This window comes from Janthinobacterium sp. P210006 (assembly GCF_036231885.1).
GTDB classification, from domain to species: domain Bacteria; phylum Pseudomonadota; class Gammaproteobacteria; order Burkholderiales; family Burkholderiaceae_D; genus Janthinobacterium; species Janthinobacterium violaceinigrum.
Genome location: NZ_JAZARD010000004.1, coordinates 334589 through 355884, shown reverse-complemented (window position 1 = coordinate 355884; position 21296 = coordinate 334589). Strand labels below are relative to the sequence as shown.

Sequence of the window (21296 nt, the reverse complement as noted above, 5' to 3'; positions counted from 1 at the left end):
GCAAGGGGGGAAATCCGACTTTGGCTCCTTTGTCGTCTGTATCGTATTTGTAGCAGCAGTTTTGTTCGATTCAAGCCGGAAAGCAGAGCCTTGAGGTTTCGTCTGTGTCACACGCAGCGGTGCAAACGAACACTTGCAAAACCTGAATTTTCTATCCTTTCTGTCACTCACGGAGTGTCCATGCACTACTCATTTACTGAGAAGAAACGCATTCGCAAATCATTCGCGAAGCGCGCCAACGTTCACCACGTTCCGTTCCTGCTGGCGACCCAGCTCGAGTCTTATCATAGTTTCTTGCAAGAGGACATAGCACCGTCCGGCCGCAAGAATGATGGCCTGCAGTCGGCTTTCACTTCGATTTTCCCTATCGTTTCGCACAATGGTTTTGCGCGTCTCGAATTCTTGTCGTACGTTCTGGGCGATCCTGCCTTTGACGTCAAAGAATGTCAACAACGTGGCCTGACGTTCGCGTCGCCGCTGCGCGCGAAAGTGCGCCTGGTGATCCTGGACAAGGAATCGCCAACCAAGCCTGTCGTCAAGGAAATGAAAGAACAGGAAGTCTACATGGGCGAATTGCCGCTCATGACGACCACCGGTTCGTTCGTCATCAACGGCACGGAGCGGGTTATCGTTTCCCAGCTGCACCGTTCGCCTGGCGTGTTCTTCGAGCACGACCGCGGCAAGACCCACTCGTCCGGTAAACTGCTGTTCTCCGCGCGTATCATTCCTTACCGCGGTTCGTGGCTGGACTTCGAGTTCGACCCGAAAGACATCCTGTTCTTCCGCGTCGACCGCCGCCGCAAGATGCCCGTCACGATCCTGCTCAAAGCCATCGGCATGTCGCACGAGCAGATCCTGGCGAACTTCTTCGTCTTCGACAATTTCAACCTGCGCTCCGAAGGCGCGGAAATGGAATTCGTCTCCGAGCGTCTGCGCGGCGAAGTGGCGCGCTTTGACATCGTCGACAAGTCGGGCAAGACCCTGGTGCTGAAAGACAAGCGTATCAACGCCAAGCACGTGCGTGATATCGAAGCTGCCGGCATCAAGCACATTTCCGTACCGGAAGACTACCTGCTGGGCCGCGTATTGGCGAAGAACATCGTCGATGGCGACACCGGCGAAGTCGTCGCGTCCGCGAACGATGAGCTGACGGAAGACCTGCTGGGCCGCCTGCGCGATGCCAACATTTCCGAAATCCAGACCTTGTACACCAACGACCTGGATCAGGGCGCCTACATCTCGCAAACCCTGCGTATCGACGACACCGCCGACCAGATGGCTGCGAAAGTGGCGATCTACCGCATGATGCGTCCAGGCGAACCGCCAACGGAAGATTCCGTTGAAGCGCTGTTCAACGGCCTGTTCTACAACTCGGACCGCTACGACCTGTCGGCCGTGGGCCGCATGAAGTTCAACCGCCGCATTGGCCGCGATGAGCTGACGGGCGCCATGACCCTGTCGAACGAAGACGTGCTGGCCGTGATCAAGATCCTGGTGGAACTGCGCAATGGCCGCGGCGAAGTCGACGATATCGATCACCTGGGTAACCGTCGCGTACGTTGCGTGGGCGAACTGGCCGAGAATCAATTCCGTGCCGGCCTGGTGCGTGTTGAACGCGCCGTCAAGGAACGCCTCGGCCAAGCCGAAGCGGACAACCTGATGCCGCACGACCTGATCAACTCGAAGCCGATTTCGGCCGCGATTCGCGAGTTCTTCGGTTCGTCCCAGCTGTCGCAGTTCATGGACCAAACCAATCCTCTGTCGGAAATTACCCACAAGCGCCGCGTATCGGCTCTGGGACCCGGCGGTCTGACACGCGAACGCGCCGGCTTTGAAGTGCGCGACGTGCATCCGACCCACTACGGCCGCGTCTGCCCGATCGAGACACCGGAAGGTCCGAACATTGGTCTGATCAACTCGCTGGCTCTGTATGCCCGCCTGAATGAATACGGCTTCCTGGAAACCCCGTACCGCAAGGTCGAAGGCTCCAAGATTACCGATCAGATCGACTACCTGTCCGCCATCGAAGAAGGCCGCTACATCATCGCTCAGGCGAATGCGACCATCAACGACGAAGGCATGCTGTCCGATGAACTGGTCTCGGCCCGTGAAGCTGGCGAAACCATCCTGGTCTCCCCGGAGCGCATCCAGTACATGGACGTGGCACCAGGCCAGATCGTTTCCGTCGCTGCCTCGCTGATTCCGTTCCTCGAACACGATGATGCGAACCGTGCATTGATGGGCGCCAACATGCAACGCCAGGCTGTGCCTTGCTTGCGTCCGGAAAAAGCGCTGGTCGGTACCGGTATCGAACGCACCGTTGCGGTCGACTCGGGCACCACCGTGCAAGCGCTGCGTGGCGGTATCGTCGATTACATCGATGCGGGCCGTGTCGTGATTCGCGTGAACGATGACGAAGCGCAAGCTGGTGAAGTGGGCGTCGACATCTACAACCTGATCAAGTACACCCGTTCGAACCAGAACACCAACATCAACCAGCGTCCTATCGTGCAAGTGGGCGACCGTGTTGCCAAGCGCGACGTGATCGCCGACGGCGCATCGACCGACCTGGGTGAATTGGCGCTGGGCCAGAACATGACCGTGGCCTTCATGCCATGGAATGGTCTGAACTTCGAAGATTCGATCCTGATCTCGGAAAACGTCGTCAAGGACGACCGCTACACCTCGATTCACATCGAAGAGTTGTCGGTGGTGGCCCGTGACACGAAACTGGGCGCGGAAGAAATTACGCGCGACATCTCGAACCTGGCTGAAAACCAGCTGGCTCGTCTGGATGAATCCGGTATCGTCTACATCGGCGCGGAAGTACAAGCCGGCGACACCCTGGTCGGTAAGGTAACGCCTAAAGGCGAAACCCAGCTGACCCCGGAAGAGAAGCTGCTGCGCGCGATTTTCGGCGAAAAAGCCTCGGACGTGAAAGATACCTCGCTGCGCGTGCCTTCGGGCATGATCGGTACCGTGATCGACGTGCAAGTCTTCACCCGTGAAGGCATCGTGCGCGACAAGCGTGCCCAGCAAATTATCGATGACGAACTGAAACGTTTCCGTCTGGACTTGAACGACCAGATGCGTATCGTGGAAGGCGATGCCTTCCAGCGTCTGGAAAAAATGCTGATCGGCAAAGTTGTTAACGGCGGCCCGAAAAAGCTGGCCAAAGGCGCCAAGATCACCAAGGAATACCTGGCCGATCTGGACAAATACCACTGGTTCGACATCCGCCCTGCGGACGACGATGCTGCGGTAGCGCTGGAAGCGATCAAGGAATCGATCAACGAGAAGCGTCACCAGTTCGATCTGGCCTTCGAAGAGAAGCGCAAGAAACTGACGCAAGGCGATGAGCTGCAACCAGGCGTGCAAAAAATGGTCAAGGTGTACCTGGCCGTGAAACGCCGCCTGCAGTCGGGCGACAAGATGGCAGGTCGCCACGGTAACAAGGGTGTGGTTTCCCGTATTGTTCCTGTGGAAGATATGCCATACATGGCCGACGGCACGCCAGCCGACGTTGTGCTGAACCCGCTGGGCGTTCCTTCGCGGATGAACGTTGGTCAGATTCTCGAGACTCACTTGGGCTGGGCTGCCAAGGGTCTGGGTATCCGCATCGGCGAAATGCTGAAGGCGCAAACCAAGGTCGAGCAAGTGCGCAAGTACCTGACGACGATCTACAACGACAACGGCCGCGCGGAAGAGTTGAACGACTTCGACGACGAAGAGATCATGAAGCTGGCGGAAAACCTGAAAAAAGGTGTTCCATTTGCCACGCCAGTGTTCGACGGCGCCAATGAAGAAGAGATCCGCCGCATGCTGGACCTGGCGTATCCGGACGACATCGCCAAGAACCTGGGCATGACCGCTTCGAAAAACCAGGTGACCATGTATGACGGTCGCACCGGTGAAGCGTTCGAGCGCAAGGTTACTGTCGGCGTCATGCACATGCTGAAACTGCATCACTTGGTCGATGACAAGATGCATGCGCGTTCGACCGGTCCTTACTCGCTGGTAACGCAGCAGCCGCTGGGTGGTAAAGCCCAGTTCGGTGGTCAGCGTTTCGGTGAGATGGAAGTCTGGGCACTGGAAGCGTATGGCGCGTCGTATGTCTTGCAAGAGATGTTGACCGTCAAGTCCGATGACGTGAATGGCCGTACCAAAGTGTACGAGAACCTCGTCAAGGGCGACCACGTGATCGACGCCGGCATGCCGGAATCGTTCAACGTGCTGGTCAAGGAAATCCGTTCGCTGGGTATCGATATCGACCTCGAACGCAACTAAAAGACAGCCACCTGTCATTTGGTTTGGGAAACACAAAGCCCGGCTGGGAAACCACGCCGGGCAATGTAGTCTCAGGAATATAGAAATTTAATCACCTCTGGAGTGATACATGAAAGCACTGCTCGATCTATTCAAGCAAGTACAGACCAACGAGACCTTCGATGCAATCAAGATCGGTCTCGCTTCGCCTGAGAAAATCCGTTCGTGGTCCTACGGCGAAGTCAAGAAGCCGGAAACCATCAACTACCGTACCTTCAAGCCTGAGCGCGACGGCCTGTTCTGCGCCAAGATCTTTGGCCCGATCAAGGATTACGAATGCCTGTGCGGCAAGTACAAGCGCCTGAAACACCGCGGCGTGATCTGCGAAAAGTGCGGCGTCGAAGTCACGCTGGCCAAAGTGCGCCGCGAGCGCATGGGCCACATCGAGCTGGCTTCGCCAACCGCGCACATCTGGTTCCTGAAGTCGCTGCCGTCGCGTCTGGGCATGGTCCTGGACATGACCCTGCGGGACATCGAACGCGTGCTGTACTTTGAAGCATACGTCGTGACCGATCCAGGCATGACCCCGCTGAAGAAGTGCCAGATCATGTCGGAAGACGACTACGCCGCCAAGTACGAAGAGTACGGCGACGACTTCACCGCCTTCATGGGCGCCGAAGGTATCCGTGAACTGCTGCGCTCGATCGACATCCACCGCGATGCCGAAACCCTGCGCGTGGAACTGAAGGAATCGAAATCCGAAGCCAAGATCAAGAAATACGCGAAGCGCCTGAAAGTGCTGGAAGCGTTCCAACGTTCGGGCATCAAGCCGGACTGGATGATCATGGAAGTGCTGCCAGTGCTGCCGCCGGAACTGCGTCCGCTGGTACCGCTGGATGGCGGCCGTTTCGCGACCTCGGATCTGAACGATCTGTATCGCCGCGTCATCAACCGTAACAACCGTCTGAAACGCCTGATGGAGCTGCGCGCTCCAGAGATCATCACGCGCAACGAAAAGCGCATGCTGCAAGAAGCGGTCGATTCGCTGCTGGACAACGGCCGTCGCGGCAAAGCGATGACCGGCGCCAACAAGCGTCCGCTGAAATCGCTGGCAGAAATGATCAAGGGCAAGGGCGGCCGTTTCCGTCAAAACTTGCTGGGCAAACGCGTCGATTACTCCGGTCGTTCGGTCATCGTCGTGGGCCCGCAATTGAAACTGCATCAGTGCGGCTTGCCGAAACTGATGGCGCTGGAACTGTTCAAGCCATTCATTTTCAATAAACTGGAACTGATGGGTCTGGCGACCACGATCAAGGCCGCGAAAAAGCTGGTCGAGATTCAAGAACCGGTCGTGTGGGACATCCTGGAAGACGTGATCCGTGAACATCCGATCATGTTGAACCGTGCACCAACGTTGCACCGTCTGGGTATCCAGGCGTTCGAGCCCGTCCTGATTGAAGGCAAGGCTATCCAGCTGCACCCGCTCGTCTGCGCCGCATTCAACGCCGACTTTGACGGTGACCAAATGGCGGTCCACGTTCCTCTGTCGATCGAAGCGCAGATGGAAGCACGCACTTTGATGCTGGCATCGAACAACATCCTGTTCCCATCGAACGGCGAACCATCGATCGTTCCTTCCCAGGATATCGTGTTGGGTCTGTACTACGCGACCCGCGAAGCGATCAATGCGAAGAACGAAGGGATGATGTTCCCTGACGTGTCGGAAGTGATCCGCGCCTACGACAACAAGGAAGTCGAACTGACGACCCGCGTGACCGTGCGTATTACCGAATACCCGAAAAACGCCGAAACGGGCGAATTCGAGAAAACGGTTACCCGCTACGAAACGACGATCGGCCGTGCGATCCTGTCGGAAATTCTGCCTAAAGGCCTGCCGTTCTCCGTCCTGAACCGCGCGCTGAAAAAGAAAGAAATTTCCAAGCTGATCAACACGTCGTTCCGCAAGTGCGGCCTGCGCGCCACCGTGGTGTTCGCAGACAAACTGATGCAATCGGGTTTCCGCCTGGCGACACGCGCCGGTATCTCGATCTGCGTCGACGATATGCTGGTACCGCCTCAAAAAGTCACCCTGATCGCGACGGCCGAATCGGAAGTCAAGCAGATCGAACAGCAATACGCCTCGGGTCTCGTGACCGCCGGCGAGCGTTACAACAAGGTCGTCGATATCTGGGGCAAGACCTCGGATGAAGTCGGCAAGGCCATGATGGACCAGCTCAAAGTCGAAGACGTGATCCGCCGCGACGGCACCAAGTCGACGCAAGAATCGTTCAACGCCATTTACATGATGGCCGACTCCGGCGCGCGCGGTTCCGCAGCCCAGATTCGCCAGTTGGCCGGTATGCGTGGTCTGATGGCCAAACCGGATGGTTCGATTATCGAAACGCCGATTACCGCGAACTTCCGCGAAGGTCTGAACGTTTTGCAGTACTTCATTTCGACCCACGGTGCGCGTAAAGGTCTGGCCGATACGGCGCTGAAAACGGCTAACTCCGGTTACCTGACGCGTCGTCTGGTTGACGTGACGCAAGACTTGGTGGTGATCGAGGACGATTGCGGCACCATGAACGGCGCCGTCATGAAGGCACTGGTCGAAGGTGGTGAAGTCATCGAACCGTTGCGCGACCGTATCCTCGGCCGCGTGGTGGTGCATGACGTCGTCAATCCTGAAACCCAGGAAACGCTGTACGAAGCCGGCACCCTGATGGACGAAGACATGGTCGAAGAGATCGAGCGTCTGTCCATCGATGAAGTCAAGGTTCGCACGCCACTGACTTGCGACACGCGCTTCGGCCTGTGCGCCAAGTGCTATGGCCGCGACCTGGGCCGCGGCATGCTGGTCAACGCCGGCGAAGCCGTCGGTGTGGTGGCAGCGCAGTCGATTGGTGAGCCGGGTACCCAGCTGACCATGCGTACGTTCCACATTGGTGGTGCGGCATCGCGTGCAGCAGTGGCATCGTCGGTGGAAGCCAAGTCGAACGGTACCATCCGCTTCACGGCAACCATGCGTTACGTGACGAACGGCAAGGGCGCGCAAATCGTCATTTCCCGTTCCGGCGAAGTGCTGATTACCGACGACCATGGCCGTGAGCGTGAGCGTCATAAAGTACCGTACGGTGCGACCCTGATCGTCAAGGACGGCATGGTCATCAAGGCCGGTACGGCCCTGGCAACGTGGGATCCGCTGACCCGTCCGATCATTACCGAATACGCCGGTCAAGTGCGTTTCGAGAACGTCGAAGAAGGCGTCACCGTAGCCCGTCAGGTCGACGAAGTGACCGGTCTGTCCACCCTGGTGGCGATCGATGCGAAACGTCGCGGTTCGCTGACCAAGACCCTGCGTCCGCAAGTCAAGCTGATCAACGACGCGAACGAAGAAGTCAAGATCGCCGGCACCGAACACTCGGTGGCGATCGGCTTCCAGGTCGGCGCGCTGATCATGGTCAAGGACGGTCAACAGGTATCGGTTGGTGAAGTGCTGGCACGTATTCCTACCGAATCGCAAAAAACGCGCGATATTACCGGTGGTCTGCCACGCGTTGCGGAACTGTTCGAAGCGCGCTCGCCGAAAGATGCCGGTATGCTGGCGGAAGTCACGGGTACGGTTGCGTTCGGTAAAGAAACCAAGGGCAAGCAGCGTCTGGAAATCACGGACATGGACGGCAACAAGCATGAGTTCTTGATCACCAAGGACAAACAAGTGCTGGTGCATGACGGCCAAGTCGTGAACAAGGGCGAGATGATCGTGGACGGCCCGGCCGATCCGCAAGACATCCTGCGCCTGCTGGGTATCGAAGCGCTGGCACGTTACATCGTTGACGAAGTGCAAGACGTGTACCGTCTGCAAGGCGTGAAGATCAATGACAAGCACATCGAAGTGATCGTGCGTCAGATGTTGCGTCGCGTTCAGATCGTCAATGCCGGCGACACCAACTACATCGTTGGCGAGCAGGTAGAGCGTTCGGAACTGCTGGACGAGAACGATCGCATGGCCGTTGAGAACAAGATTCCAGCGACCTACGAAAACGTCTTGTTGGGTATTACCAAGGCATCGCTGTCGACCGATTCGTTCATCTCGGCCGCATCGTTCCAGGAAACCACCCGCGTGCTGACCGAAGCGGCGATCATGGGCAAGCGCGATGGTCTGCGCGGCCTGAAAGAGAACGTCATCGTCGGCCGCCTGATTCCTGGCGGTACGGGCCTGGCCTTCCACCGCGCACGCAAAGAGAAAGAAGCGTGGGAAGTGGAAGAGCGTCAAGCACTGCTGCTGGCCGAGAAAGCCTCGATGGCCGGCGAAGCTGCCGAAGCGCTGCAGGATATCGAGACCCAGCAACATCACGGCGACGAAGCGTAATCGACGCTGCTAGCTGACAAGAACGGCACCTTCGGGTGCCGTTTTTTTATGCCAGCGCGCTTTCCAGGACAGGCGGAGAAACAGCGCGCAATACGGTATAGCGTGGCGCTCCGTATTTATGCGGCAGCACCGCCATTAACAGGCGTATGCAGCGCATGAAAAGAATCTTATTGCCGGAGATTGCCCATGCACGCATGGTGTTTATAGAGACGCCATGGATAAATGAAGCATGGAATGAAAGTCCAGTCCGCCATGCTGTTATTCATGGGGGCAGTGCACAATTAAACCGGTGCGCTGGTATTTTTTCTGGCTAGCCTGTGAATCAATATGCCCCAGTGAATGAGTGCGGTATGGGGCAAGCTGGAATGGATGGATTGCATAAGCGGCGCTGCCGTGGGCAGACCGCTGGCGGATACGGCAGGCGGGGACATCTGCTCATCGCGCAAAGGAATGGGAAGTGAGCGCTCACAAGGAGCGCTGATTGCCGGATGTCGCTTGCCCGGGCATCGCCGCTTCGCTGCATCCGGGCGCGCAACGGGCTGGTGGCGGTGCATTGCCGCGATGTTGCGCCATCACGTACTATTGCCCCTGCCACGCCAGTTTCCAGTTCATTCATGCTAAGATTTGGCGCATGATTGCCCAAGCCCTGTTTACTCCCGCCCAGCAGAAACTGCTGGGTTTGCTCTTTGTCCGCGTGAATGAAGGCTTTCACTTGAACGAGATCATGCGCTTGACGGGCCTGGGCAGCGCATCGGCGCAGCGGGAACTGCGCCGCCTGCATGATTCCGGCCTGATCACGTCGGAACGGATCGGCAATGTGCGGCGCTTCTGGCCCAACAAGGAAAGCCTCGTGTATCCCGAGTTGAGCGGGCTGGTGCAGAAAACCTTCGGCATCGTCGGCGTGCTCAGCGCAACCCTGGCGCCCTTGCGTGCCCAGTTGCACCTGGCCTTCGTGTCGGGTGCCACGGCGAAGGGGCAGGATATGCCGGGCAGCGCCATCGATTTGCTGCTGGTGGGCGAGGAAGCCAATTATGGCGATCTGTTGACGGGATTGGCCCCGGCCGAGCGAACCTTGAGGCGTAAAATCAATCCCAACTTATATACGCTGGCCGATTATCGCCGACGTCTGCGTGAAGGGCAGCCATTCCTGCTGCAGGTATTGCAGCAGCCGAAATTGTTTGTCATCGGCGATGAATCGCTATTGCATGCGCTGGCATTGCCAGATTCCCACTTGCAAGCGAATGACGTGCCATCTATATTCTAAAGGCCGGGTCTGGCATTTAATTTCTGCTGCATGGAATTGATGCTGGAAAAATATTTAAGGCGGATTGAACGTATGATGAATAAATTACAGGCTTTCGGTTTAATTGTTTCCCAAGCGGTACGCGGAGAATTAACCTTCCCCACCAGTGTTAATTCCGCTTTGCAATTGCAATTGGCCCTGGCCGAACCGGACTGCCATATCGATCATGCGATCAAGCTGGTGCTGGCCGAGCCCTTGCTGGCGGCGCGCACGGTCGCGCTGGCCAATTCGGCCGTGTACAGCCGTGGCGAGGGGGCGCCCGTGACCAGCGTGCGCGCCGCCGTCATGCGCATGGGGTACCGCAATCTGTATGCGCTGGTGGCGGCCATGGTGGTGCGCCAGTTCGGCAGCAAGATCATCGACCCCGCCCTGCGCCAGAAGGCGACCCAACTGTGGGAGCACACGGCGCACGTGGCGGCGCTGGCGCACGTGCTGGCCCGCCGCGTAACGCACGTCGATGCGGACACGGCCCTGTTCGCCGGCATCGTGCATGAAGTGGGCGGCTTTTACCTGTTGTCGCGCGCCGATGAATTTCCCGGCCTGCTCGACGACGATGCCGATCACTGGATGGAGTCCGCCGAAGAAATCATTTCCCGCGAAGTCATGAAGAAGCTGCTGATTCCGCTGGCCGTCAGCGACGCCATCGAAGGCTTGCGCGACGGCTTGCTGTCGATTCCGCCCGACTCTCTGCTCGACACCTTATTGCTGGCCAAGCAATTGTCGCCCGTGCCGTCGCCCTTGCAGGTGACGTACGTGGAAATGCTCACGCCCTCCGATTCCGTCATCGATTTCATTATCGATAACGAGACTCTGCAAAGCATCCTGGCCGAATCGGCCGAGGAAGTGCGTTCCATGAGTGCGGCGCTGCTGGTGTAGCGAAATACGCTGCGGGCAAAAAAAACGGCAGCGCCACGGAGGCGCTGCCGTTTTGCTTTCAGGCGCTGCGTCTTATTTCTGCTGCGCGATCCACCGGTCGACCTTGGCTTCCAGCAGTTTCAGGGGCAGGGTGCCGTCGCTGAGCACGACTTCGTGGAATTTCGGCAGGCTGAACTTGTCGCCCAGCGCCTGTTGCGCGCGCTGGCGCAGTTCCACGATCTTCAGCGAGCCGATCTTGTAGCCCAGCGCCTGGCCCGGCCATGCCATGTAGCGCTCCGTTTCGCTTTTCGCCACGGCATCGTAACCGAGGGTGTCGCGCATGTACTTGATCGTCTGCTCGCGCGTCCAGCCCTTGGTGTGCAAGCCCGTATCGACCACCAGGCGCACGGCGCGCAGCATCTCGTCGTTCAGATGGCCGAAGTACTGGGCCGGATCGTCGAACAGGCCCATTTCCTTGCCCAGGGTTTCCGCATACAGGGCCCAGCCTTCCGTGAAGGCATTGTTGCCGCCGAAACGGCGGAAGTTCGGCAAGTCCATTTCCTGTACCAGCGCCAGGTGGAAATGGTGGCCAGGCTTGCCTTCGTGCAGGAACAAGGTGGTCATGCCCGTATCGCCATACAGTTTCGGATCGGTGACGACGGACCAGAACACGCCAGGGCGCGAACCGTCGGCGGCCGGCGCCGTGTAGTGGTCGGCAGCAGTGTCGCGGCTCAGTTCAGGCTCCAGGCGCAAGTCCAGCGGCGCCTTCGGCACCAGGGTGAACAGGGCTGGCAATTTGCTGTCGAGCAGCACGTTCAGTTTGCGGTAGACGTCGAGCACTTCCTGCTCCGTCTTGAACGGACGGTATTTCGCCTGTTCCGACACCCACACGGGCAAGCCGGCGGCCGGTCCGTTGTAGCCCATCTTCGGGCCCACGATCGCATATTGCTCCTGGATGCGCGCCACTTCCTTCAAGCCGATGGCGTGGATCTGCTCCGGTTTCAAATCCGTGGTGGTGCTGCTGGCCACGCGCGCCTGGTACCAGGCCGCGCCGTCGGGCAGGGCGCTCCAGCCGCTGCTCGTGCGGCCGGCTGGCAGGTAATCCTGTTCCATGAACGTGGCCAGGCGCTGCAGCGCGGGCATCAGCTTGGCCTGGATGACGACGGTGTAGGTTTGCGTCAGGCGCGCCTTGTCCGCCTCGGAAAAGCTGGCGGGCAGTTTCTTGACGGGCGTGTAATAGACGCTGTCCTGCGGCGTGGCGCTGACGAGTTTCTTGAATTGCGGCAGGGCCGATTCCGTCAGCGCCCTGGGCAGCACGATGCCCTTTTGCATGCCGACCTTCATGTTGGCGATGGCCTGGTCTATCCAGCCCGGCAATTGGCCGATACGGCTCAGGTAAGCGTCGTACTCCTTGACCGTGGTCAAAGGCTGCGATGCTTCGCCGCCCGCATAATTGGCCAGGGTGACGGGCATGCTGTCCATCTGGTTCAGTGGCAGCAGGTATTCGGGGAAGCGCTCGAAGCTCAGCGCCGTGGCCAGTTCATAGTCGAGGATATCGTAGTTGATCTGGTCCTGGTGCGACAGCTGCGCGCGGGCAATGCTGCGCAAGGTCTTCTGGTACTGGCGGTACAGGGCAAACTGTTTCGCGCGCGCGGCAGGCACGATGGCAGAGCCGAGCTGGTCGTCAAAGCGGTTGTCGCCGCTCTCGGTGGCATTGATCGGCTCGAAACGGGCCAGCGCATCGTAGTATTGATCGGCCAGCACCTGCAGCTGCTGCTTCGCTTTGGGCGCGCTGACGGCCACGGTTTTGGCTGTGGGCTGCGCCGCTTGCGCCATGGGCGCGTAGGCGAGCAACAGGGAGATGGCCAGGGTGCCGAGGGTGCCGGCGGCAAAACGATGCTTCATGCGCGATGTCCTTTGTAAGGAAGGGAATGAACGGAGGCTTACAACGCCTGACAAAACCGTAGCGAGGTCGGGGTGGCCGGTCGAGATGGAACGGCCGGGGCGTAAGCATACGCCATTGCCCCGTGCGTTTGGATAAATTGTGCGGGGGGAATGTTGCTATTTTGCCGTAGGCGGCAGGGCGGCTTTCATCGCCTGCCAGTGCTGGCTGCTCAATGGGGTGCAGGCGGGGCAGGGCGTGGCCGCGATCAGGCTGCGGATTTGCTGCGCGCGCGCCGCCGTTTGCGGGTGCGACGACAGCCAGCCTGGCGGCGTTGCGCCATCCGTCTTGCCCAGTTTCTGGAAAAAGCGCAGCATGCCGTCGGGCTGGATGTGCGCGCGCTGCAAGGCAAGCAAACCCAGCCGGTCCGCTTCCTCTTCCATGTCGCGGCTGAAATACAGGGTGCCGGCCTGGTGCGCCAGCATGGCGGCCACGGCGCTGATGTCGCCGATGGTCACGCCGACGAGGGCGCCCCAGCCCAGGCTGCTGATTATTTGCCGCAGTGAATGGCGCTGCTCCACATGCTGCACTTCATGCGCGAGCACGCCGGCCAGCTCGCCCGGGTCGGCCGCCTGGCGCAGCAATCCCGTGTGCACGACGATGATGCCGCCGGGCATGGCAAAGGCGTTGACGCTGTCGTCCTGCTTGACCAGCCAGCGGTAGGAGTAGCGCGAGCCGGCCGTCAGCTTGCGGCCGATATCCTGCACCGTTTGCTGCGCCGCGCCGCTGTCGGCGATGCCGCCTTGCGCGCGCACTTGCGACAGGGCCAGTTCGCCCAGCTGTTTTTCCGCCGACAAGGGAATGAAGCCTGCCAGCGCGCCGATGGCATTGCCGCCCTGCCACCACAGCAGGGCAGAGGCAACGACGGCCGCGCCCGTCAAACCGGCCAGCCAGCCCGACACCTGCCGCCGGTTGCGCTGGCGTTCGCTCCACAGGCGCTGCAGTTGCGGCTGCAGCGCCGCCGGCGCTTCCGTCAACACGATGGCGATGTCGGCAGCCGTCTGCGGCTTGAGCGACGCCTGCCGGCCTTGCGCATCGAGCCAGTTCAGGAACAGTTCCGGCCCGTCGACGCCGCCCACGCTGACGACCAGTTGCGCCACCTCGACGCTGTGGCCGGGCGCGTCGATGGCCAGTTGGGCACCGAAGAAATGCGCGCTGACGGGCGTGCCGGACGGCCCGCCATCGGGGCCAGTCAGCAATGCCTGGAATGGCGTCATGCGGCGGCCTCGGCAAAGCGGCTCTCGTACAGGGCCGCCATCAGGTCGGACTGGCTGATGATGCCGGCCAGGCGTTCTGCATCGTCGAGGATGGGAATATGGTGATAGCCGGCGTCCGCCATCAGGGGCACCAGATCGATGATGGGCGTGCCCAGGCGGGCCGTGTGCGGCGACGGCGTCATCAGCTGCCCCACCACTTCCGGCTTGTCGCCGTGGGACAGGCCGCTGCGCTGCAGCAGGCTGCGCAGGCGCTGGCGCACGCCCTGATAATCGTCGAGTCCGCCATGACGCAGGAAATCCGTCTGCGTGATGATGCCGATGACGCGGCGCGCCCGGTTGATGACGGGCAAGGCGCCCACCTCGTGTTCGCGCATGGTGCGCCAGGCAACATCGAGCGGCGTGCCGAATTCCACGCTGAGCACATCCTTCGACATGATGTCGGCGCAGGTGACGACGCCGAAGCGGCGCTGATAGGCGCGCATTTCCGTTTGCAGGAAGATGGCCTGCAAATCGTCGCGGCTGATATCGAGCACCTCGCTGTGCTGGCGCAGGACGGCATCGAGGTCGTCCGGCGAAAAGCCCAGGCGGTTGCTGGGCACGTCGTCCCTCGTGGCGTGCGGATGGGGCGCGGTCAGTTGCTGGATGTGCGGGTAGCGGCGTCCCGTCAGGTTGTTGTACAGCACGGCGCAGGCGACCAGCACGGCTGAATTGAACAGCACGGTGATGAAGACGAATTCAAAGCCGGCCGCATGCACGCTGGCGCCGCCGACCACGGTGGTCAGCGCGACGGCGCCGCCCGGCGGATGCAGGCAGCGCAGGGCAAACATGGCGCCGATGGCCAGGCAGGCGGCCAGCGCCGCCACGCCCACGCTGGGCCCCAGCCATTTCACGCAGGCCATGCCGACCAGGCCGGAAACGACGTTGCCGCCCACCACGGACCACGGTTGCGCCAGCGGGCTGGCAGGCAGGCAGAACAGCAACACGGCCGAGGCGCCCATGGGCGCGATCAGGTACACGCTGGCGCTGTCGGGGGCCAGCAGGAAATGGCAGATGAGACCGGTGAGCAGCAAGCCGCAGATGGCGCCTGCGCAGGCGCGCAATTGTTCGCGGCGGCTGCCGTTGTTCGGTTGCGGCAGCCAGCGTGCCAGGAAAGAAGTCGTCATGGGGAGGGCGCGTTCAGGCCGCGTTGCTCAGTGTGAGCCCGACATTATCCCATGCGTGGGATTTCGCTGCCCGCGGGCGCTGGTCTTCGGCACAGACCGCCTGCAAGCCGTGTTGCTCCAGCAGGCGCCCGACGGCCCCGGTGGCGGATGGCTCCTGCTTGCTGCTGGCGCAGGCATGGATGTCATTGAGAATCGTCGCCGCATCCTTGTCCGTGACGGCCGCCATCACTGCCGTCAGGTTGCGGTCGGAGACGTGTTCATGCAGCAGGGCCAATACCGCCTGGCAGGCCATGTCGGGCATGCCGCCGGGATAGGCGTTGCGCAGCATGCGCGCGGCGCCGGACAGTGCTGGAGGCAGGACATCGTGCATGCTCAAGCGGTTACTTCTTGGGGCTGCTTATACGTTTTTCGCATAAGCACAGTGCAATTAAATGGTGGATATTTCCCACAAGCAGGCATATTCTAGACAATCACGTCCGCTGGCATCCGTTCAGCTGGCCTTACGATTTTTCTCAGGAGCCCTGCATGCGCCTTTCCCTTCTTCTCGCCAGCCTGCTGCTTGCCGGCACCGCCGTTGCCGCCGCCCCCACGCCGAGCAATCCCGTCGCCACGCCGCACCTGCCGTACAACGCGGCAGCCGACGCCAAGGCCGATGTGGCCCGCGCCTTGGCCGAGGCCAAGGCGGCGCACGTGCCCGTACTGCTGATCTTTGGCGCCAACTGGTGCGAGGATTGCCGTGCGCTCGACAAGGCCTTGAAGGAAGGCAAGAATGCCGAGCTGATGCAACAGCAGTTCAAGGTCGTCAAGGTCGACGTAGGGAACTTCGACCTTAACCTCGATGTGGCGCAAACCTATGGCAATCCCCTCAAAAAGGGCATTCCTGCTGCCGTGCTCGTCTCAAGCGACAACAACCAGGTGCTGTACGCTACCAAGGGCGGCGAACTGGCGAATGCGCGCCGCATGAGCGAAAGCGGCATTTATGATTTCTTCAAGCAAGCGGCCAGCGTCAAGACGCCGGCGCTGTGATGAGGGTGAAATAATTGCCTTAAAACTCTTCCCACGCATCGCTGGCTGGCGCTTTCGGGCGCGCGGCCGGTGCTGCGGCGATTGCCGGGCGCACAGCCTTGGGTGGCGCGGGCCGTACGATAGCCTGCTGCGCTGCCTGTCCCGTTTCCTCGAGCTTGAACACGCTGACCACCTGCGCCAGCCGGCCGGCCTGATCCTGCAAGGACTGGGCCGCCGCGGCCGCTTCTTCCACCAATGCCGCATTTTGCTGGGTGGCATCATCCATTTGCGTGACCGTGGCGTTGACTTGCGCGATGCCCTGGCTTTGCTCCTGGCTGGCCGACGCGATTTCTCCCATCAGGTCGGCGACTCTCTGGACGGATACGACGATGTCCTGCATGGTGGCGCCGGCAGAATCGACCAGCTTGCTGCCCGCTTCCACCTTGCTGCCCGAGTCGACGATCAAGTCCTTGATTTCCTTGGCTGCCTGGCTTGACCTCTGCGCCAGGTTGCGCACTTCCGTTGCCACCACGGCAAAGCCGCGGCCCTGTTCGCCTGCGCGCGCCGCCTCGACCGCCGCATTCAGGGCGAGGATATTGGTTTGGAAGGCAATGCCGTCGATCACGCCGATAATGTCTGCGATCTTGCGTGAACTTTCCGTAATCGCGCCCATCGTCTGCACGACTTGTCCCACCACGTCACCGCCCTTGACGGCGTGGCTCGAGGCCGACACCACCAGCTGGTTGGCCTGGCGCGCGTTATCCGCGTTCTGTTTCACGGTCGACGTCAGCTCTTCCATGGCGGCAGCCGTTTCTTCCAGGCTCGACGCCTGGGCTTCCGTGCGCGCCGACAGGTCCAGGTTGCCCGACGCGATCTGGCTCGATGCGCTGGCAATGGCCCCGGTACTGTCGCGAACTTCGCGTATCGTCACGTTCAGCGACGCGACGAAGCGGTTGAAGGCGGCAGCCAGGGCGCCCACCTCGTCTTCCGATTCGACGGGCATGCGGCGGCTCAGGTCGCCGTTCCCGCTGGCGATCTCGCTGAGCATGTCGGCCGCCCGCGCGACGGGGGCGGCGATGGCGCGGCTGATCACATAAATGATCAGCAGGGCAATGCCGCCACCGACGAGGCCGGCGATCAGCGCGGCGATCAGGGCCGAACGCGTGACATTGCCCAGCACTTCCGTTTCCGGCACTTCCGCCATCACATACAGATTGAGTTCCGGCACGAAGGACGCGGCCACGAATTGGCGTCCGGCAGGCGCGTCATAGATGGCGTACGCGTACTTGTTGCCGGTGAGAAGACGCTTGCTCAAAGCATCGCTAAAGCCGGGCAAATCCTTGAGCTGGTGCTTGCCGTCGGCCAGGGCCGTGTCGCGGTGCACCAGCACGATGCCATTGGCGCGCGCCAGGTAGACATGGCCCGTCTGGCCGATCTTGTAGCTGCGGATGGTGTCGGCCAGCGCATTGATGGACAGGCCCAGTCCGGCGGCGATCTGCTTGCCGCCCGCCGTCTGGCCGCGCGCATTCAGATACAGCATCAGGTCGCTGGAGTTTTCCGCCTTGTCGATGTCGAGCGTGTAAGCCTTGTCGCCGGCCAGCAAGCGATAAAACCACTGGTCGGCCGCCAGGTTCTTGTCCAGGGTGCGCAGCAAGCCCTCCGTGGTGAAATATTTGCCCGTGCTGGCGGAAGCCCAGTTGATCGAGGCAGCCTTGTTCTTGTCCTTGACCACGGCGGCATAGCGCTGGAAGGTGGCGATGCCGCTGTCGGGCAAGCCTGCATCTTCCCAGTCCTGCAGATAGACATCGTTGGCCATGGTTTGCACCACGGACAGGGGCTGGCTGATCTGGCGCAGCACATCGTTGCGGATCTCGCCCACCTGCGCCGGCAACTCCTGGCCGACGACGCGCTCGCGCACGTAATCGCTGCTCATGCGCACGCTGAGGAACGAGGAAATCGCCATGAAGAGCAGCAGGCACAGGCCCATGCTGAACAGTAGTTTTTTCTGGATGGAGAGGCGGCGGAGCAGAGACATGGAAACCTTGAGTGATGGCCTGCACAATCGGCAGAAAAGCGGGCAGGCGAGCCGCCAGTATACCGGCCAGGCCCCGCGTTTCGCTGCGTCATTGCTGCTTTCAGGTTATTTATGTTGCAATGCAGCAACGCAAGAGCCGGCAATCATGCCGATTTTTCATGCTTGTTCGCCATGCGGAGAAAATGGGTCAGGCAGGCAAGCCGTGGGCGATCAATTCCAGCGGCAATTCCGTGCTGCACTTGATTTGCTCCATGGAGAAGGCGGACGACACGCCCGTCAGCTGCACGGCCTTGATGAGCTTTTTATAGAAGGTGTCGTAACCCTTGATGTCGGTGGTGACGACTTTCAGCAGGTAGTCGATGTCGCCGCTCATGCGGTGAAATTCCTGTACTTCGGGCAAGACGATGACGGCGGCGGCAAAGCGGCGCAGCCATTTTTCATCGTGCTGTCCCGTGCGCACGCTGACAAACACGGTCACGGGCAAGCCCACTTTTTGCCGGTTGACGATGGCCACGCGGCTCTCGATGTAGCCGTCCTCCTCCAGGCGCTTGACGCGCTTCCAGCATGGCGTGCTGGACAGGCCGATCTTCTCGCTGAGGGCGGCGATCGACAGGGTGCCATCCTGCTGCAGGGCGGCCAGGATGGCACAGTCGAATTTGTCGAGCGATGTGTTTGGTGAATTCATTTTGTAGTTCTCTATTTTGTAGCATGGGCATGCTACATATTACGCCATTTGCAGTGACTTTTGGCATATCTTCACGGGGGCCTGCCGGTAGACTATCGAGACGTTCCAGCCGCCTGCGCTGCGCCCTTTTCATCGAATACTCGGACTGCCATCATGAAAGAAATCTACCTCGACAGCAATGCCACCACCTGCGTGCTGCCCGCCGCCGTTGCCGCCGCCAGGCAGGCGATGGAACACGGCTATGGCAATCCCAGCAGTACCCACGCCACGGGATTGCAGGCCAAGGCCATGATGGATGGCGTACGCCAGCGCGCCAGCCGCTTGCTGGGCGTGGGCGACGGCCGCCTGATGTTCAACAGCGGCGCCACCGAAGGCATCCAGACTGCCGTGCTGTCGGCCCTGTGCGCGCTGCGCGAACGGCGCGACGCGGGCAAGCGCATCGGCAGCCTGCTGCTGTATGGCGCGACCGAGCACAAGGCCGTGCCGGAAAGCCTGGCCCACTGGAACCGCTTGCTGGGCCTGAACCTGGAAGTGCGCAAGCTGCCCGTCGATGCGCAGGGGCGCCACGATCTGCAGGCGCTCGATGCGCTGATCGGCGATGCGGCCATGCTGTGCACGATGGCGGCCAACAATGAAACGGGCGTCGTCAGCGACCTGTCCGCCATCGCGCAGCTGCTGCAGGAACGGGGCGCCGATGCCTACTGGATGGTCGATTGCGTGCAGGCGCTGGGCAAGCTGAAGCTGAACCTGGCCGCCACGCGCATCGATTACGCGCCGTTTTCCGGCCACAAGCTGTATGCGCCCAAGGGCATCGGCATGCTGTATGTGCGCGCCGGCGCGCCGTTTACGCCACTGATGATGGGCGGCGGCCAGGAAGCGGGCCTGCGTTCCGGCACGGAAAACATGGCCGGCATCGCCGCGCTGGGCGCCGTGCTGGCCGCCCTGGAAGACGGCAAGACTTTCCGCAGCCACGCCGACCTGGCCGCGTTCCGCGACAGCCTGGTGGCCAGCCTGGAGCACGCGTTCCCCGGCATCGTCTTCAATATGCCGTTCGAGCTGTCGCTGCCGACGACGCTCAATTTTTCCGTGCCGGGCCTGTCTTCGAAGGAGTTGCTGGACCTGTTCGATGCGGCGCGCGTGCGCGTCAGCTCGGGCAGCGCCTGTTCCGCCGCCAAGGCCCTGCCCAGCTACGTGCTGGAAGCGATGCACGTACCGCAATGGCGCGCCAGTTCGGCCATCCGCCTGTCGTTCGGCCCCCTGATCGATGCGGTAACCATCGCTGCCGCCTGCGCGCGCATCGAGCGCTGCGGCGAGGCACTGCGCAGCAGCTGTTTGCTGCCGTCCGTGCTGGCGCCATCGCCGCAGGACGGCGCGCAGGAGGGCATAATCCAGCTGGGCGTCGATGGCCAGTGCACCTGGCTGCTCAGCGATGCGGCCAGCGCCAGTTGCGTCGTCATCGATCCCGCCGCCGCGCTCGTGCCGCGCCTGGCCGCTTTCATCCGCTGCCAGCACCTGGCCTTGCGCGCCATCGTGCACACGACGGCGCCGGCCGACCATGGTGCGGCGCGCCTGGCGCTGCTGCAGGAGCTCGCCATTGAACAGGTGGGCCGCGTCGACATCGACGGTGAGCTGGCACTGGGCCAGCAGCGCCTGCGCCGAATCGAGTGCGGCGAAACGCATGTGTACCTGCTGGGACAGCGCTTTGCCTTCACCGGCGCCCTGGCGCCCGAGGCGCTGGCGCCCCTGCTCGAGGCGGGGCTGGTGACGCCGGACACCGTGCTGTGCAGCTCAAGCGACGACGGCCGCCTCTGCAGCACCGTGCGCGCCGCCGGCAAAGGTGAAGCGTCCACCAGCGAACTGCAGCTCGATGCGGCCGGCTTGCCCGCTTTCCTGCGCCAGCACCCCGACGCCATTCTCGTCGATGTGCGCGAAGCATATGAACACGCGGCCTGCGCCGGCACGGTGTTCGAGGGCTGTGCCGTGCATAGCGTCCCGCTGAGCCGCCTGGCCGGACAGGTGGCTGCCTGGCTGCAGCAGCCGCAGCGCCCGCTGGTCTTTTTCTGCCGCAGCGGCAACCGCAGCGCGCGCGCCGCCGCCTGTCTGCGCCGCCTGGGCCATGGCGCGGCGTGGCAGCTCAACGGCGGCATGGCGATGGCGGAAGCGACGCGCCACCCGCTGGCCATCGCGGCCTGACAGGGTTGAAGTTTCCTCGTTGAAATATTGCACCGTGCCATCATTGGCACGGTGCGGCTGGCGCATTTCCCCTGTTAATTTCCTTCTGGCATTTTTCCTCCTTACAACTGGCTGATTTCTTTGCCGGCACGTCCCTAAAACCTCGGGTATGTACGCTAGCGCACGGTCTTGCGTGCAGGGCGCACCTACGATGAAGTTCAGAAAATCTCCCTATACCCTGAGATTCGTCGCAACGCTCCGGCGCTTCGCTTTCCGTCTTC

12 protein-coding genes are annotated in these 21296 nt (G+C 61.2%); 6 read left to right on the top strand and 6 right to left on the bottom strand.

All coding sequences use genetic code 11. The features are described 5' to 3' along the window. The first annotated feature begins 180 nt into the window (after positions 1 to 180). The 4 genes from rpoB (at position 181) to VPH41_RS21295 (ending at position 10817) form a co-directional block, all read left to right on the top strand. Positions 181 to 4287, top strand: coding sequence for a DNA-directed RNA polymerase subunit beta (gene rpoB / locus VPH41_RS21310; protein ID WP_152282015.1), 4107 nt, complete (start codon positions 181 to 183; stop codon positions 4285 to 4287). A gap of 109 nt (positions 4288 to 4396) precedes the next feature. Then, positions 4397 to 8638, top strand: a complete 4242-nt coding sequence (gene rpoC / locus VPH41_RS21305) for a DNA-directed RNA polymerase subunit beta' (RefSeq protein ID WP_034753138.1) — start codon at positions 4397 to 4399, stop codon at positions 8636 to 8638. Positions 8639 to 9269: 631 nt separating this feature from the next. Next, positions 9270 to 9902 (top strand): ArsR family transcriptional regulator, encoded by a 633-nt coding sequence (locus VPH41_RS21300; RefSeq protein ID WP_152282017.1) that lies wholly within the window; start codon positions 9270 to 9272, stop codon positions 9900 to 9902. A 75-nt stretch (positions 9903 to 9977) separates the two neighbouring features. Continuing rightward, positions 9978 to 10817: an HDOD domain-containing protein gene (locus VPH41_RS21295; protein WP_328571664.1), complete on the top strand. Its 840-nt coding sequence runs from the start codon at positions 9978 to 9980 to the stop codon at positions 10815 to 10817. A gap of 72 nt (positions 10818 to 10889) precedes the next feature. Here the strand turns inward: VPH41_RS21295 and VPH41_RS21290 are convergent, their stop codons facing one another. From VPH41_RS21290 to VPH41_RS21275, 4 genes are all read right to left on the bottom strand, one after another. Continuing rightward, the gene (locus VPH41_RS21290) at positions 10890 to 12701 is read right to left on the bottom strand and encodes a DUF885 domain-containing protein (protein ID WP_328571422.1); all 1812 of its coding nucleotides are present in this window, start codon (positions 12699 to 12701) and stop codon (positions 10890 to 10892) included. Positions 12702 to 12857: 156 nt separating this feature from the next. Then, positions 12858 to 13955 carry a M48 family metallopeptidase gene (locus tag VPH41_RS21285; RefSeq protein WP_328571421.1) on the bottom strand — a complete coding sequence of 366 codons (1098 nt, stop codon included), beginning with the start codon at positions 13953 to 13955 and terminating at the stop codon, positions 12858 to 12860. Further along, the gene (locus tag VPH41_RS21280; protein WP_328571420.1) at positions 13952 to 15118 is read right to left on the bottom strand and encodes an HPP family protein; all 1167 of its coding nucleotides are present in this window, start codon (positions 15116 to 15118) and stop codon (positions 13952 to 13954) included. Before VPH41_RS21280 ends, VPH41_RS21285 begins: the two co-directional genes overlap by 4 nt. 13 nt (positions 15119 to 15131) lie before the next feature. Next, positions 15132 to 15494 (bottom strand): hypothetical protein, encoded by a 363-nt coding sequence (locus tag VPH41_RS21275; protein WP_328571419.1) that lies wholly within the window; start codon positions 15492 to 15494, stop codon positions 15132 to 15134. Between the two features lie 149 nt (positions 15495 to 15643). Between VPH41_RS21275 and VPH41_RS21270 the strand changes: the two genes are divergently transcribed. Continuing rightward, entirely contained in the window at positions 15644 to 16144 is a 501-nt protein-coding gene (locus VPH41_RS21270) for a thioredoxin family protein (protein WP_328571418.1), read from the top strand. Positions 16145 to 16163: 19 nt separating this feature from the next. Here the strand turns inward: VPH41_RS21270 and VPH41_RS21265 are convergent, their stop codons facing one another. Together VPH41_RS21265 and VPH41_RS21260 are read right to left on the bottom strand one after the other, a co-directional pair. Continuing rightward, on the bottom strand, positions 16164 to 18158 hold the full coding sequence (locus VPH41_RS21265; RefSeq protein ID WP_328571417.1) for a methyl-accepting chemotaxis protein: 1995 nt from the start codon (positions 18156 to 18158) through the stop codon (positions 16164 to 16166). 187 nt (positions 18159 to 18345) lie between these two features. Next, positions 18346 to 18843 (bottom strand): Lrp/AsnC family transcriptional regulator, encoded by a 498-nt coding sequence (locus VPH41_RS21260; protein WP_152255419.1) that lies wholly within the window; start codon positions 18841 to 18843, stop codon positions 18346 to 18348. 153 nt (positions 18844 to 18996) lie between these two features. On the opposite strand from VPH41_RS21260, the gene VPH41_RS21255 reads away from it, so the two are divergent. Continuing rightward, positions 18997 to 21036 carry an aminotransferase class V-fold PLP-dependent enzyme gene (locus tag VPH41_RS21255; RefSeq protein WP_328571416.1) on the top strand — a complete coding sequence of 680 codons (2040 nt, stop codon included), beginning with the start codon at positions 18997 to 18999 and terminating at the stop codon, positions 21034 to 21036. The last annotated feature ends 260 nt before the right edge of the window (positions 21037 to 21296 follow it).

Bases quoted from the DNA above. Each gene is read 5' to 3' on its own strand.
- VPH41_RS21285 (WP_328571421.1), bottom strand. From the start codon at position 13,955: ATGACGCCATTCCAGGCATTGCTGACTGGCCCCGATGGCGGGCCGTCC.
- rpoC (WP_034753138.1), top strand. From the start codon at position 4,397: ATGAAAGCACTGCTCGATCTATTCAAGCAAGTACAGACCAACGAGACC.
- VPH41_RS21300 (WP_152282017.1), top strand. From the start codon at position 9,270: ATGATTGCCCAAGCCCTGTTTACTCCCGCCCAGCAGAAACTGCTGGGT.
- VPH41_RS21260 (WP_152255419.1), bottom strand. From the start codon at position 18,843: ATGAATTCACCAAACACATCGCTCGACAAATTCGACTGTGCCATCCTG.
- rpoB (WP_152282015.1), top strand. From the start codon at position 181: ATGCACTACTCATTTACTGAGAAGAAACGCATTCGCAAATCATTCGCG.
- VPH41_RS21265 (WP_328571417.1), bottom strand. From the start codon at position 18,158: ATGTCTCTGCTCCGCCGCCTCTCCATCCAGAAAAAACTACTGTTCAGC.
- VPH41_RS21270 (WP_328571418.1), top strand. From the start codon at position 15,644: ATGCGCCTTTCCCTTCTTCTCGCCAGCCTGCTGCTTGCCGGCACCGCC.
- VPH41_RS21295 (WP_328571664.1), top strand. From the start codon at position 9,978: ATGAATAAATTACAGGCTTTCGGTTTAATTGTTTCCCAAGCGGTACGC.
- VPH41_RS21255 (WP_328571416.1), top strand. From the start codon at position 18,997: ATGAAAGAAATCTACCTCGACAGCAATGCCACCACCTGCGTGCTGCCC.
- VPH41_RS21280 (WP_328571420.1), bottom strand. From the start codon at position 15,118: ATGACGACTTCTTTCCTGGCACGCTGGCTGCCGCAACCGAACAACGGC.
- VPH41_RS21290 (WP_328571422.1), bottom strand. From the start codon at position 12,701: ATGAAGCATCGTTTTGCCGCCGGCACCCTCGGCACCCTGGCCATCTCC.